This is a genomic window from Nocardia sp. NPDC050406 (assembly GCF_044459025.1).
Taxonomy (GTDB): Bacteria; Actinomycetota; Actinomycetes; order Mycobacteriales; family Mycobacteriaceae; genus Nocardia.
Window position 1 is genome coordinate 497,446 of the sequence record NZ_JBITIM010000002.1, and the last position, 13,908, is coordinate 511,353.

Annotated in this window: 14 protein-coding genes; 8 read left to right on the plus strand and 6 right to left on the minus strand. The window is 68.8% G+C overall.

Going from position 1 to position 13,908, the window contains the following annotated elements; genetic code table 11:
• Positions 1–27 precede the first annotated feature (27 nt).
• The 4 genes from glp to ACIBH2_RS15560 all read left to right on the plus strand — a co-directional run bounded on the left by glp (position 28) and on the right by ACIBH2_RS15560 (position 3,423).
• Positions 28–1,287, plus strand: coding sequence for a gephyrin-like molybdotransferase Glp (gene glp, locus ACIBH2_RS15545; RefSeq protein WP_397117819.1), 1,260 nt, complete (start codon positions 28–30; stop codon positions 1,285–1,287).
• Positions 1,288–1,296: 9 nt separating this feature from the next.
• Positions 1,297–1,947, plus strand: coding sequence for a GNAT family N-acetyltransferase (locus ACIBH2_RS15550; RefSeq protein ID WP_397117821.1), 651 nt, complete (start codon positions 1,297–1,299; stop codon positions 1,945–1,947).
• Positions 1,948–2,115: 168 nt separating this feature from the next.
• Entirely contained in the window at positions 2,116–3,270 is a 1,155-nt protein-coding gene (gene glpR, locus ACIBH2_RS15555) for a gephyrin-like molybdotransferase receptor GlpR (RefSeq protein ID WP_397117824.1), read from the plus strand.
• 12 nt (positions 3,271–3,282) lie between these two features.
• A complete protein-coding gene (locus ACIBH2_RS15560) occupies positions 3,283–3,423 on the plus strand; it encodes a hypothetical protein (protein WP_397117826.1) in 141 nt (46 codons plus the stop codon).
• Between the two features lie 55 nt (positions 3,424–3,478).
• Here the strand turns inward: ACIBH2_RS15560 and ACIBH2_RS15565 are convergent, their stop codons facing one another.
• Both ACIBH2_RS15565 and ACIBH2_RS15570 read right to left on the minus strand, forming a co-directional pair.
• Positions 3,479–4,399, minus strand: coding sequence for a hypothetical protein (locus ACIBH2_RS15565; protein WP_397117828.1), 921 nt, complete (start codon positions 4,397–4,399; stop codon positions 3,479–3,481).
• On the minus strand, positions 4,399–5,124 hold the full coding sequence (locus ACIBH2_RS15570; RefSeq protein ID WP_397117830.1) for a ParA family protein: 726 nt from the start codon (positions 5,122–5,124) through the stop codon (positions 4,399–4,401). Before ACIBH2_RS15570 ends, ACIBH2_RS15565 begins: the two co-directional genes overlap by 1 nt.
• Positions 5,125–5,406: 282 nt before the next feature.
• Here ACIBH2_RS15570 and ACIBH2_RS15575 point away from each other — a divergent pair, with 282 nt between their 5' ends.
• Positions 5,407–6,357: an NlpC/P60 family protein gene (locus tag ACIBH2_RS15575; protein WP_397117832.1), complete on the plus strand. Its 951-nt coding sequence runs from the start codon at positions 5,407–5,409 to the stop codon at positions 6,355–6,357.
• Positions 6,358–6,498: 141 nt separating this feature from the next.
• On the plus strand, positions 6,499–7,464 hold the full coding sequence (locus ACIBH2_RS15580) for an SMP-30/gluconolactonase/LRE family protein (RefSeq protein ID WP_397117835.1): 966 nt from the start codon (positions 6,499–6,501) through the stop codon (positions 7,462–7,464).
• A gap of 4 nt (positions 7,465–7,468) precedes the next feature.
• On the opposite strand, the gene ACIBH2_RS15585 is transcribed toward ACIBH2_RS15580, so the two are convergent.
• Entirely contained in the window at positions 7,469–8,353 is an 885-nt protein-coding gene (locus ACIBH2_RS15585; RefSeq protein WP_397117837.1) for a LysR family transcriptional regulator, read from the minus strand.
• Between the two features lie 62 nt (positions 8,354–8,415).
• Between ACIBH2_RS15585 and ACIBH2_RS15590 the strand changes: the two genes are divergently transcribed.
• Complete coding sequence (locus ACIBH2_RS15590) at positions 8,416–9,255, plus strand: oxidoreductase (RefSeq protein ID WP_397117839.1); 840 nt, start codon at positions 8,416–8,418, stop codon at positions 9,253–9,255.
• A gap of 67 nt (positions 9,256–9,322) precedes the next feature.
• On the opposite strand, the gene ACIBH2_RS15595 is transcribed toward ACIBH2_RS15590, so the two are convergent.
• Entirely contained in the window at positions 9,323–10,642 is a 1,320-nt protein-coding gene (locus ACIBH2_RS15595; protein WP_397117841.1) for a hypothetical protein, read from the minus strand.
• A 218-nt stretch (positions 10,643–10,860) separates the two neighbouring features.
• Positions 10,861–12,381, minus strand: coding sequence for a protein kinase (locus ACIBH2_RS15600; protein ID WP_397117843.1), 1,521 nt, complete (start codon positions 12,379–12,381; stop codon positions 10,861–10,863).
• 163 nt (positions 12,382–12,544) lie between these two features.
• Between ACIBH2_RS15600 and ACIBH2_RS15605 the strand changes: the two genes are divergently transcribed.
• Entirely contained in the window at positions 12,545–12,892 is a 348-nt protein-coding gene (locus tag ACIBH2_RS15605) for a hypothetical protein (RefSeq protein WP_397117845.1), read from the plus strand.
• Here ACIBH2_RS15605 and ACIBH2_RS15610 read toward each other — a convergent pair.
• The gene (locus ACIBH2_RS15610) at positions 12,841–13,893 is read right to left on the minus strand and encodes an aminotransferase class V-fold PLP-dependent enzyme (RefSeq protein ID WP_397117847.1); all 1,053 of its coding nucleotides are present in this window, start codon (positions 13,891–13,893) and stop codon (positions 12,841–12,843) included. The genes ACIBH2_RS15605 and ACIBH2_RS15610 overlap by 52 nt on opposite strands.
• Positions 13,894–13,908 lie beyond the last annotated feature (15 nt).

Consider the following 13,908-nt stretch of genomic DNA (forward strand, 5'->3'; position numbering starts at 1 on the left):
GGTGTGTGCGAGACGAGGAAGGGCTGAATGCGCTCGGTTGAGGATCAGCAGATCAAGGTGACCGCGGCGGCTGTCGCGCCGCGGCCGGTACGGGTCGCGATCTCGGAGGCCCAGGGACTGCTGTGTGCCGAGGACGTGGTGACCGAGCGCCCGCTGCCGGGCTTCGACCAGGCGGCCATCGACGGCTACGCGGTGCGCAGCGTCGACGTGTCGGGCGCGGGGGCGGATATTCGCGACGAGGACGGCAACGCCATCGACCTGTCGCTGCCGGTGGTGGGTGAGGTGGCCGCCGGATCGCGGCAGCCGATTCGCTTGCAGCCCAGGCAAACCGTGCGCGTCGACACCGGCGCGCCGCTGCCCACCCTCGCCGATGCCGTACTGCCGCTGGACTTCACCGATGGCGGCCGGGCACGGGTGAAGGTCTACGAGCCGGTGCGCTCCGGCGATTACGTGCGCCGCATCGGCGACGACGTGCAGCCGGGCGATCTGGCCGTGCGGGCGGGCACCATCATCGGCCCGGCGCAGGTGGGCCTGCTGGCGGCGGTGGGCCGCGACAAGGTGCTGGTGCATCCGCGTCCTCGGCTGTCGGTGCTCTCGGTCGGCGGCGAGCTGGTCGATATCGACCGCACCCCCGGTCCGGGCCAGGTGTACGACGTGAACTCCTACGCCCTCGCCGCCGCCGCGCGCGACGCGGGCGCGGATGTGAACCGGGTCGGCATCGTCAGCACCGACCCCAAGCGGCTGCGAGATGTGGTGGAGGGCCAGCTCGTTCGCTCCGAGGTCGTGGTGATCGCGGGCGCGGTGGGCGGCTGGGCGTCGGAGCAGATTCGCGAGGCCCTCGAGGGGCTCGGCGAACTGGAGATCACCCGGGTCGGCATGCACCCCGGGTCGGTCCAGGGTTTCGGACGGCTGGGCCGCGACGAGGTGCCGACCTTCCTGCTGCCCTCGAATCCCGTTGGCGCGCTGGTGGTCTTCGAGGTCATGGTGCGGCCGCTGATTCGCATCGCGCTGGGGCGGCGCCATCCCATGCGCCGAGTCGTCAAGGCGCGCACGATACTTCCCATCAGCTCGATTCCGGGGCGGCGCGGCTATCTGCGCGCCCAGCTCATGCGCGACGAGCAGACCGGCGACTATCTGGTGCAGCCGCTCGGCGGGCCCAACGGCGCGTCCTCGCATCTGCTGGCGACGCTGGCCGAGGCCAATTCCCTGATCGTGATCGATCCGGATGTCACCGAAGTACGCACCGGTGACGAGGTGCGGGTCGCATTCCTCGCGCAGCGCGGGTAGGACGTGGAGATGAACGTATTCCGGGTCGCCCAGCATCCCGGGTGGCCCGCGCATCTCGGTCCGGTGCGGGTGGCGGCGGGGCAGGTGACGCTGCGGCCGATCCGGCTGCGCGATGCCGCCTCGTGGAGTCGTATTCGGTTGCGTGACCGAGAACACCTCGAGCCGTGGGAGCCCACCGGCCGGGGGTCGTGGGAGGCGCGCAATCACGCCTCGAATTGGCCGTCGCTGTGGTCGAGCCTGAAGGCCGAGGCGCGGCGCGGGGCGATGATTCCGCTGGTTATCGAGGTCGACGGCCAGTTCTGCGGACAGCTGACGGTCGGCAATATCGTGCGCGGCGCACTGCGTTCGGCGTGGATCGGTTACTGGGTGTCCAAGGAGGTGGGCGGCCAGGGCGTAGCCACCGCCGCGCTGGCCCTGGGCCTGGACCACTGCTTCGGCGAGGTGGGCCTGCACCGTATCGAGGCCACCGTGCGCCCGGAAAACCTTGCCAGCCAAGCGGTCCTGCGCAATGTGGGTTTTCGGGAAGAAGGCCTGCTCCAGCGGTATCTGGACGTGGACGGCGCGTGGCGGGACCATCTCTTGGTCGGTATGACGGTGGAAGAGGTCTCGGGCACCGTGGTGGATCGCCTCATTCGCACCGGAAGGGCCATGCCCGCCTGAACTCCTGTGACTAGTGTGGCAGGTGTTGACGGCGCGCCTTGCGGATATTCCTGTGGTTCCGAATTAGCCTACGGACGTCGGTGGTGCGTCCACGCACCACCTTGCGGCGCATGTCGAAGGGGCTGCTGTCGAAGGGACCATGGCCTGGCGGGACGGAGGTGGAGCACGATGCCGAATTCGATCTTGTGGATCGGTCTGGTGGTGCTCTGGGTCTTCGTGCTGTTCCCGATGCTCGCCGGTCGCCATCCCCGAATCCGGCAGACCACCGATGCCGCCCTGGCGACGCGGGTCCTGCACCGCGGCGACACCGAGCGCAGGCTGTGGAAACGCCCCGCCGCCGGGCACGAGACGGATCCCGACTATGTACCCACCCGGAGAGTTGAGCATCCCCACACCGATGATGCGGAGGATCGGATGACGAAATCGGACGACGAGACCGCCAAGGACGACGACGATTTCACGACCGACCGCGATATCGACGACCGCGATCGGGATACGGCCGCTGCCGAATTCGACGATGATCTCGAGGCCGATCTCGTGGACGCGGCGGAGTACGACGAGGACACTGAACTCGTGGACGACGCCGATCTCGCGGACGACGCGGAGGCAATCGAGGGCGAACTGGACCCCGACTACGCCGAAGTGGACTCCGATGGCGAGATCGATGACGAATTCGACTCTCGCACAAGCGATTCCGACTTCGAGGACGAGCAGGAGGATCCGGCCGCCGCGCGCGACCGGACCCCGCTGGCGGCCCGGATTCCGGCCGCTCGCGCGCACGACCTCGACGACGAGGGCGAATTCGACGCCGACGACCCGGATTTCGTGCCGTCGCGGCGCGGCCGCGGCGGCTATGACCCCGAGGCCGACGCCATCGCCCGCGCCGCCCGCTACCGGTTCCGGCAGCGCGCCGTGCTCGGACTGGCGTGCAGTGTGGTGCTTTTCGGCGCGGGCGGACTGCTGGTCTCGTCGAGCGTGTGGTGGCTGGCCGCGCTGTCGGCCGTGGTCCTCGGCGGCTATCTCGCCTATCTGCGCAAGCAGGTGACCATCGAGGAGGACATCCGTCGCCGCCGGGCCGCGCGCCTGGCCCGCAACCGGCACCGCGGTGACGCGGACGACGAGGAGGAGTCTCCACGACGCGCCGCCGAACCGGTGCGGCTCGACCGGGAGAGCGCGCGCACCCAGCTGCGCCGCGCCACCCTGCTGGAGTCCGACGACGACGATCCGATGTTCGAACACCTGGAGCTGTTCGACGCCGCCACCGCCCGTGAGACGCGCCAACGCGCCGCGGGCGGGCGGATGCGCCGCGCCGTGGGCGAATAACCCGTCGGCACAGTGCGATACACCATGATCGTGGCCGCCGCAGCGGTGGTCGTGGCGATCGTCCTGATCGTGCTGGCGCTCATCGAGGCGGCCGACCGGCCCAGCCACACCCGGCCCGACTATCCGGCGGGTATGGCGATCCAGCCGCTCTGAGACGGCAGTGGCCCCGACCGTCAGGTCGGGGCCACTGGTCTAGTGTCCGATCGCTTCAGCCGATCTGTTGCTCGATCTGCTCGGCGAGAGTGCGGAGTTTGGCGGCGAATTCGCGGGCCGCCGCCGGATCCCCCGTGGACTCCTTGACCACTCGGCGGCTCAGCGCGACCAGGCGCGTCTCCACGGAGCTGAACGGGTCGGGCTGGCGTTGCGGCTCGGCGGTCGGCCGCGCCAGCTCACCGCGCTGCCAGGCGCGCAGCCGCTCGACGACTTCGGATTCGTCGAAGCGGGCGGGCAGCAGTGCCACCGCCTCGCGCAGCGTGCTCGCGGTGATCTTCACATTCTCGGCGGCGAGAGTGGTGTAGACGGTGACGGCCGCGTCGTCGCCGTGCTCGGCCGCCACCGGCAGCAGTTCGCGAATCTGGCCCTCGTTGATGGCGGGGGCGTGCCCGTGCAGGCGAGCGGCCAGGGGCCAGGCCCGAATCAGCTTGTGGGCGTAGGAGCGCTGCATGTCCCAGCGCTGTTCGACGTACTCGTCGAAGGTCGCGTACTCGCTGCGGTAGAGCCGTCCGTCGCGCACGATCTGCAGGGCGCGTCCAGCCGCCCAGAACGCCTTGCGCAGGGTGTCGATGGAGGATTCGCAGACGGTCAGCTGCGCGTTCTCGTGCTCGCTCAGTGGTCCCTCGCCCGCCGCCGGGAGTGGCATGTCGAAGATGGCCACATCCAGGTCCTCGCGGGGCAGGGCGACCGCGTTGAGCGTGGCCATTCCCGGTGTGTCCTGCCGCGCCATGGGGGTGGTGGCCACGTCGGGCGTCTCGTGCCGGTCCCGTACGTGCACCGCGGCGTGCGGCGTGTGGGTGCCGTGCCATTCGGCATCGCGCAGGGGTGAGACCGGCGGCGTGTGTTCGGCGCTGTCGGCCAACGGGTTCCGGGCGGCGCCGCCGCCGATGGTGCCTTTCCGGCGCTGTGGGGGCATCAGGCCGATACCTCCAGGGCGACGCGGTAGGGGGCCACCAATTCGTCACCGATCTGCCGGTACTCGCCCAGATCCTCGATCGGATTCTCGGCGCCGTCGCCGACCTCGCCGTCGGCGGCCTCCCGATACCATTTCCACACGCTCGAATAGGATTCGAAGACCTCGTATCCGGCGTCCTCCAAATTGCCGCGCTGCGTGCGGTATTCGGTGGAGATGTTCACGCCCTTCTTCATGGTGACCGGAACCTTGGTCATGAGTACCCGCACCCGAATAGCGCGCGAACTGTGCGCCGCCGCCTCCTCGGCCGCCTGATAGGTACTGGGCACGCGTTTGACCTCGGAGGGGCTGACGCTCGTGATCAATACGAGCTCATCGCTTTCCGGTATCGCGGCTTTGAATATGTCCGCGGATTCCCCGCCCGCGTCCACGATGATCACGTCGTAGGTCGCGGAATTGTCTTTGATGCAGTCGTCGACATGACGCGAGGGAAAAGCGATCAGATCGAAGGGCACCTCGATATCGGCGTGCGTCAGCCGCCGGTACCAGGAATATCCGGTCTGGCTGAGCGGATCCGCGTCGATCACCAGTACCCGCAGGTCGTGCACGCTGCTGAAGTAACTGGCCAGGAAGAACGCCGAAGTCGTCTTGCCGACGCCACCTTTCAGATTTCCCAGGGTCACCACGAGTGGTTTCGGTAGATCCAATGGCGCGAGTGAATTCGTCATGAACGGTCCTCCGAAGGGTGTGAGGAATGTCCGACAAGTACGGCAAGAGCTTCGCACGGGCCCACTCGAAGGCTCTGGATTGCGCGGTGGGAATCGCCGCTGTGTCCAATTGGACACAGATTTTCGTCGTGAATTCCGCACTCCGTTGCCTTTTCGTTATCGAAACACGCGTGTCGGACTGTGCACAACCCTGTGAACAAGCGAACCATGCAATGTCGAAGTGCGAATGTGATGAGTGTCAACCGGAGTAGCTAACCAAGCTCGATCGGAGGACTTACATCCATGGAAACTGGCGGAGACAGAAAGCGATTTCGATTCTTCCAGCAGCACATCTCATGGCGGGCCCTGGCGGTAGGCGCACTCGGTGCGGCCGCATTCGGTGTGGCCCTGCTCTACAACGCGGGATCGGCACAGGCCAAGCCGCTCGACATTCCCGGTCTCGGACAGATCGAGATTCCGAACGAGATCCCGGCCCTGGACTTCGGCCCGCTGCTCGTTCCCGGCCTCGCCGCCGACTCCCAGTTCCTCGTCGGCGTCCCGAACGAATCCGGCCCGGCCGCGCTGCCGGAAGCCCCCCAGGGGCACAGCCAGCCCGCGCTCTCGGCGTTCGAGGCGGCGCCCGGCGTTCTGTCGGTGGAGGAATTCGCCCCGGCCGCACACGAAGTCGCGCCCGGCATCGTGCCCGCCGTTGAAATCCCTTGGGGCACACTGTCGATCGAACCGACTCCGGCCGCGGCCGCGTCCATGCCGGAACAGGTCGCGCCCCAGGCGGATTCGCGCACCATCACCGTCGCGGGACTCGGCACCTTCACCGTTCCCGGCGGTGTGCCCCCGCTGGTCGGCATTCCGGGCGTGACCGACAACCCGGCACCCGCCGCGGCCCCGCGCCAGACCGCGGGTGAGCGCGCCGTCGAGGCCGCCCGCTCCAAACTGGGCACCTCCTACCGCATGGGCGGCAATGGCCCGGACTCCTTCGACTGCTCCGGTCTGGTGCAGTGGTCCTACGCCGAGGCGGGCGTGGAGCTGCCGCGCACCAGCTACGGCCAGTTGGACGCGGGCACCCCGGTCGGGCTCGACGAATTGCGGCCCGGTGATCTGGTGTCGTTCTACGACGGCGGCCACTCCGCGATCTACGCGGGGGACGGCCAGATCATCCACGCCTCGACCTACGGGGTCGGCGTGACCGAGTCCGACCTCGGCTCGATGCCCGTCTCCGGTGCGCGCCGCTTCTGAGGAGATTTGCGATGTCTCGAACCGAAAACCGTCCGGTCCCGTTGAATAGGTGCGAAGCGAAAATCCACGCATCCGCCGGATCGTGGCCGCACCGCGCACGGCCGACCCCGAACCCGGCGGTTCGATGCAGCGAGGTGTGCGATGAGGACGAAGAACACGGTCCGCGGCAAGCGTCCGGCGGTGGCCGGTCTGGCCGCGCTGGCCTGCGCCACCCTCACCACGGTGAGCGCGCCGACCGCCCAGGCCGCACCTGTGTGCCCGGGGGCGGGAGCGCCCACCCTGGTGTCCGCGGTGGTTCCCGGAGCGGCATTGGAAGGGCTGACGGTCGATTCGCGCGGCCGGGCCTTCACGACGGATCTGACCGGGCGGGTCCATCGCATCGACCGCCCGGGGGCCACGCCGATCCCGATCGCCACGGTGCCCAGTGGCGGCGGTGGCGCGCTGGCGTGGACGCCGGACGGCGGGCTGCTCGTCGGCTACGGGGCTGATGCGCGGGTCGTCCTCGGCGATGCGCTGCGCCACGCCGGGATCGTACGGGTGGACCCGGATACCGGATTCACGCGGCCGTACGCCGCCGGGCTGAGCGCGGCCAATGGGATGGATGTCGGCCGCGATGGAATCGTTTACGCCACCAACGATTTCGGGTCGTTGGTGGGCCGGGTGTACCCGAACGGCGTCGTCCAACCGGACTGGGCGAACCTGCCCAGCGCGAATGGTGCGGTGCTCGACAGCAATGACGAATACCTGTATGTATCAAGGACATTCGTCAACCCGGGGATCAGTCGGATTCCGGTGCGCGCGCCCTGGGCTCCGCAGTCGTTGGTGGATCTCGGCGGCGGTGACGCACTCGCCGCACCCGATGGGCTGACCCTCGACTCCCTGGACCGGCCCGTGGTGCCGTTCAATACCGCCGGGCAGGTGGTGCGCGTCGACGGCCCGAACAACTACTGCGTGCTGGGCGGCGGCAATCCCATGACGAGCGTGGTCAGCTACGGCCGCAGCGCGGAAGGGTTCTCGGCGGGACGGCTGTTCGCCGCCACCTTCACGGGTGTGATCTACGAAGTACCGGGCGGATTCGACCCGAACGCCCGCACCGCCACGCCCTGATCGGTCACCGGCCGCCGACCTGGCGCGCGGCCTCGAGATAGCCGCGCACCAAGGGGCGGTCGTCGCCGCGACGGCAGACCACCGCGAGTTCGGTGGGCGCGATACCGCGCACCGGGCGCACCACGACGGTGCCGCGCGCGAGCAGCGGCGCGTTGCCCTCGGCGAGCAGGGCTAGGCCCTCGCCCGCGGCCACCGCCTCGTGTGTCTCCTCCGCGCTGGTGATCTCGCCGCCGATCACCGGTGCCCGGCCGCCGCGATCGGCGGTGGCCAACCAGAAGTCGCGGCCTACACCCGCCGTTTCGGGCAGGGCGAGGAACGGTTCGTCGAGCAGATCGGTGAAGTCGATGATCTCGGCGGTGGCGAGGCGGTGCGTGGCGGGTAGGGCGACGCAGCGCGGTTCGCGGGCGACGACCACCCGGTCGTAGGGGCCCGGCTGGGGCAGCCAGATGAAGGCGATATCGCTACTGCCGTCGGCCAATCCGGCGCTCGGATCGGTCCAGGCGACCTGGCGGAGCTTGATCTGGGCGTGTGGGAAGCGCAGGACGAAGCGGGAGCGGATGGCGGGCAGCAGGCCCCGGCCGGGGCTGGTGCTCATGCCCACGGTCAGGGTCGCGCGCTGGGCGGCCTTCGCCTCGTCGATGGCTGTTTGCGCAATTGTCCAGTCGGACAACAGTTTTCGCGCATGCGGTAGGAGGGCCTCGCCGACGGGGGTGAGGGTGACGCGGCGGCGGTCGCGGTCGAACAGCGGTGCGCCGAGTTGGCGTTCCAGCATGCGAATCTGCTTGCTCAGCGCGGGTTGGGAGACGAACAGGCGCTCGGCCGCGCGGCCGAAGTGCAGCTCCTCGGCGACGGCGACGAAATAGCCGAGATCGCGGCCGTGCACGTTCATAACCAATGGTTATCACAGTAGGTCTTGGACCGCTCGGTGACCGAGCGGGCAAGCTGAAAACCATGACAGAGCAGAAGGTTTGGTTCATTACCGGAGCGAGCAGCGGCTTCGGCCTCGCCCTCACCGAAGCGGCCATCGCCGCCGGTGACACGGTGGTCGCCGCCGTGCGCCGCCCCGAGGCGCTCGCCGAACTCGTCGCCGCCCACCCCGATCGCGTCGATCCCGTTCGCCTCGATGTCACCGACGCCGCCCGCATCCCCGAGGTCGTCGCCGACGTGTTGGCCCGGCACGGCCGCATCGACGTGCTGGTCAACAATGCCGGGCGCACGCTGGTCGGCGCGGTGGAGGAGACCACCGACGCCGAACTGCGCGACCTGTTCGAACTGCACTTCTTCGGCCCCGCCACCCTCATCCGCACGGTCCTGCCCGCCATGCGCGAGCGCCGCACCGGCGCGATAGTCAACCTCTCCAGCATGGGCGGCCAGCTCTCCTTCGCCGGTTTCTCCGCCTACAGCGCAACGAAATTCGCCCTCGAGGGCCTCTCCGAAGCACTCCTCGACGAGGTCTCCGACTTCGGCATCAAGGTCCTGGTGGTGGAGCCCGGCTCCTTCCGCACCAACCTCTTCGGCAAGGGCGCAGCGCATTTCAGCACCCCCAACCCCGTCTACGCCGAAAAAGTGGGCAGCACACGAGACTTCGTCCAAGGCGGTGACGGCACCCAAGCGGGCGACCCCGCCAAAGCCGCCGCAGCCATCCTCACGGCCCTCAACGCCCCCACCACCCCTCTGCGCCTCCCGCTCGGCTCCGATGCCGTAGACGCCATCACAGGCCACCTCGAGTCGGTCCGCACCGAACTCACCCAGTGGGAAAAACTGGCCCGAGACACCAACTTCGACGCCTGACCCGAAACGACGATGCCCGGTCCCGCCGTAGCGGCGGGACCGGGCATGACGTGTGGATTCGGACGATCTAGTTCGAGATGCGGCGCTTGGCGTTGCGGGCGCGGCGACGCTCGGCCTGGATTTCGGCGAGTTCCTTCTCCAGGCCGTCGGCGACGCGGAACTGGCCCGTGTCGTAGATGTCGGCATTGTCGGAGGAGTCGCTGGAACCCTTGTCCGTGGTGGAGGCGATGGGGGAGCTGATGGTCTCGGCCCACAGGGCGTCCAGTTCGGCCGCCGCGACGGCGGAGGCGCGCTTGGGCGGCTCGGCCGGGAGCTCGATCTTGGTGGGCGTGGTGACGCCGTTGCGGGTCGACGACGAGCCATTGCGCGTCGATGCCCCATTGCGGGTCCCCTTGGCCGCCTCGGGCTCCGGCTTGGGGTCCTTGTCGCCGCTCTCCGCCACCAGCTCGGCCTCTTCCGCCGGAACGGTCTCCGCCTCCAGCACCAGCTGCGGCTGCTCGCTGGAGCGGTCGGTGGCCTTCTCGATGGCGGGCTGGGCGTGCGGCGGGGCGCTGAGCTTGTAGTCCGCCATGGCCGAGAGCCGTCGCACACTCAACTTCTGCCGAATCTGCTCGGCCGGATCGGGCAGACCGCGCAAACGCTCGGTGGCCTGGAGAATGGCCATGCCGTAGCGCGAGCTGACGGCATTGTGGATGAGCAGCGCGACGCCGATCATGACCGGCGCGACGGCGTGCACGGCGACCTCGTACCAATTGCCCTGGGCGACATAGGGGTAGGTGTTGAGCCCGACGGTCAGCGCGAGCAGCGCGATCTCGGCGAGATGCACCTGGCGGCGATTGTCGAGCACGCCCCACTCGGACACCTTGTTGGTGCCGATCATGATGATGATCAGACAGACGCTGATCATGCCTTCGAGCAGATAGCTGAACCAGAACAACGGATTCGACGCCCCACCGGGCGCGATGTTCTGCTGCACGTTCACCGCCGACCACAGCATGCCCGCGCCGACCACACCGCCCAGCGCCCGTAGCGACCAGGCCCGATGCTTGTACAGCGAAGCCAGTTTGGCGTGCGGACTGGATTCCCTTCGCTGCGCGGCGATCGCCTTGCGCGCGATCAGCAGATCTCGCATATCGGCCTTCTCGATTTCCTCGCTGGTCATCCGGGCGCGGTCGGCCGCCGCCGCGGTGGCCTGCACCTGCTTCCACCGCTGTTCGCGGTCCTCGATGCGGATGCGTTCGGCGAGTTCGCGTTCCTCTTGCAGCTCGCGTTCGGACAGCGCTTCGGTCAGCGCGGGGTCGAACTGGTATGCCAATCGCCCACGCGCCTTCTCGACGCGATGGGCTAGCTGCGAGACATCATCCCCGAGCGGAAACTCGTGCGTCACATCTCCTCCCGGGGCAGAAGATCCGACGCTGGACAAGTGATCACGAGTGGCAACGGCACATGCCATTAATAGTCGATGGCCCGCCACAACGAAACTGGGGATTTGCTTCCAGTCCATTCCGCCTCGGCGTGCCGCCCGCGACACGCCATACGGCTCTCTCCTTACCCACCGTTAGGTTTGGTCGATCGTCCCCTCGCGGAACGGGCAAACGACCTGTATCAGGACACCAGTTCGGCACTGTCGATCAAGAATGTGTCACCGTTCGGAATCAACTCGGCGCGTCGGGTTTCGTTCGCGGTGCGACCGTCCGGGTAACGCACGGTCAAGCGGTAGGTGACGGTCGACGCCGCGGTATCGGCGCTGAGCTCCGAGGTCTGCACGGAAGCCACTGTGCCCCAGAATGTCTGGTATGCCGCATATCCACCGATGAAGTCCTGATAGCGCGGCGTGAGGCGCGCCCACGCCGCGGCCGGGTTCCCTGGCAGCAGCGCGTAGTGATCGCGAATGAAACCGGTCATGCGACTCTCCGGTGACGGGGCCGGGGGAGCGATGGTGGTCGACGGGGGGACCGCCGGACTCGAGGTGGTGGCAGCCGGGGGCTCCGCCGGACGGGGAGTCACCGGAACCGAAGTAGTTCCGTGCGCGCCTGCGGAATCCGGCGGCGCGGACGAATCCGATCCCGACGAATCCCCCTGTCGGAGCACGCCGATCGTCAGGGTCACGGCCACCAGCGCGGACATGGAAACGACCATCACCCACACGAACACACGCGGCCGTTTCGCCGCCTCCATGGGCCCGATGAGCGGACTGGCCTGGGTGAGCGCGAATCTCGGATCCGAATCCGGTGCGGACTCCGTCGGCGACCCGTGCCCCCACTCCGGCCCCTGCCCCCAGACGGGTCCCGGCTCCGCGGGCAGCGTGGGCGCGGTGCCCTCCAACGCCGCCCGTGCGTCCGCCGCCAAAGCCCCCGCCGTGGGATACCGCGTACTCGGGTCCTTGGCCATGCCCCGCTCGATCACCCGGTCGAACGCTCCCGGCACCGCAGCGGTCACCGACGGCCGCGGCGGCGGGGCCGAAAGATGCGCCGCGACTTGCCGTTCCACACTGTCCCCCGGGAACGGCTTCACCCCCGCCAGGCATTCGTACAGCACGCAGGCCAGCGAATACACATCCGCGCGCGCGTCGTACTCCTCGTGCATGAGCCGCTCCGGGGCCATGTACGCGAAGGTCCCGATCGCCGCCCCCGTGGTGGTCAGCCCGGAGTCCTTGTCCGCCACCGCGATTCCGAAATCGATCAGATAGGCGAAGTCGTCGGCGGTGGTCAGCACATTCGACGGCTTCACATCCCGGTGCACCAGCCCCGCCCGATGCGCGGCATCCAGCGCCGAGGCGATCTGGGAGATGAACGAGACCGCGGTCGCCGGTGCCATGGCCCCGTCCGCCGCGACCCGGGCCCCCAGATCGGTGCCCTCCACCAACCGCATATCGAGAAACAGCCGCCCCTCGATCTCCCCGTAGTCGTGGATCGGCACCACGTGCGGCTCGTTCAACCGGGCCGCCGCCTGCGCCTCGCGCCGAAACCGCTCCCGGTACACCGGATCGTGCGCGAACTCCGTAGGCAGAACCTTCAGTGCGACAACACGATCCGTCCCGCTGTCGTAGGCCCGATAGACCCGCCCCATGCCGCCTTCCCCGAGCAGGCCGAGCAGGCGATACCGACCGAATGGCGTTCCCTCCACCCCGCCACCAAACCACACTCCGCCCGAAACCCCCAGTGCTCGCGCCCGCGGCCCGTGTCTCGGCCCCGCCACTCGTGCCACCGATCTTGGGGTCGTGTGATGCGGCCCGAACTCGGCTTACCGTGTCGGGCGTCGCTGTCGTACTTGTGCCACGGGGGATTTCATGGCGGATACCGTCCTCGTCGATCTGCTGCGGCGCGAACCCACGCGACGGCAGCTGGCCCTGCTGTACCGCCTGGTGTGCGGGGCGAGCGTCAATGTCGGTGGTACGCCCCGCTATCGGGCGGCCCCCGTCCAGGTGGTGGCGGATTGGCGCGCCGATGCCGAGGCGCTGGTGCGCTGGGAGCTGGCCCGGTGGGTCGGCGCGGACATTCTGGCGGTGACCGAGCCGGGCGTGCGCCGCGTCGCGGACGAACTCCACACTCGCGGAATCGAATTGCTCGGCGCGGCCGCCCCGGATCAGCCGTTCAGGACGTCCAGGGCGCGATCGATATCGTCCTCGGTGTTGTAGAGATGGCAGGACAGGCGTAGACGGCCCGCGCGCATGGCTCCGACGACCTTGGCGGCGCGCACGCGTTCGATGACCTCCGGCGTGGCCTCCACCGCCACAATGGCCGAATTGGCTTCCGGCAGACCGAGTCCCGTCCGCAGCCGATTGGCCAGCGCGACGTTGTGACGCTGGATGGCCTCGATCCCGACGGATTCGATGAGGTCGAGGGTGGGCCGCTGACCCAGCCAGGCGGGCCAGGTGGGGGAGAGGTCGAAGCGGCGGGCGTCGGCGGCCTGGCGCAGCGGGATGTCGTAGCAGGTCTGCCACGGGTCGAAGCCGGAATACCATCCGGCTCCCACGGGACGCAGCGTGTCCAGGGCCTCGTCGGTACCGGCCAGGAAGGCGCTGCCCTTCGGCCCGAGCAGCCATTTGTAGCCGACGGCGACCACCCAGTCCGCGCCGGTGTCGTGCACCGGGAACCATCCGATGGCCTGGCTCAGGTCGAACAACACCCGCGCTCCGGCCGCGCGGGCGGCGGCGACCACGGCGGGCACGTCGACCACGCCGCCATCGGCCGACTGCACCACGGCGGCGGCGACCAGCGCGTCATCGGGGCGGACGGCCGCGGCGAACTCGGCGAGCGGCGCGGTGCGCACCCGCAATCCGGGCCGGGACAGGAACGGCCACGACACCGAGGTGAACTCCCCCTCGGGCACAAGCACATTCGCGCCGTCGGGCAGGCTCTCCGCGACGAGCCCGACGAGCTGGGACACCTGCGACCCGATGGCGATCTGATCGGCACGCATTCCGGTCAGTCCCGCGAGGCTGGTGCGACAGGACGCGATCACCGAGTCCACCGCGGGTATCGAGAACTCACCCCGCATGCGTTCGTGTTCGGCGACCATGACCGCTTCCATCGCGGCGACCGGCAGCAGTCCGCAGCTGGCGGCATTGAGGTAGGTGACGGTGGGGGCGAAGGCATCCCGCACGGAACGCGGCAGCAGAGGGCTATCGGCGGTCATCACCCCATCGTGCGC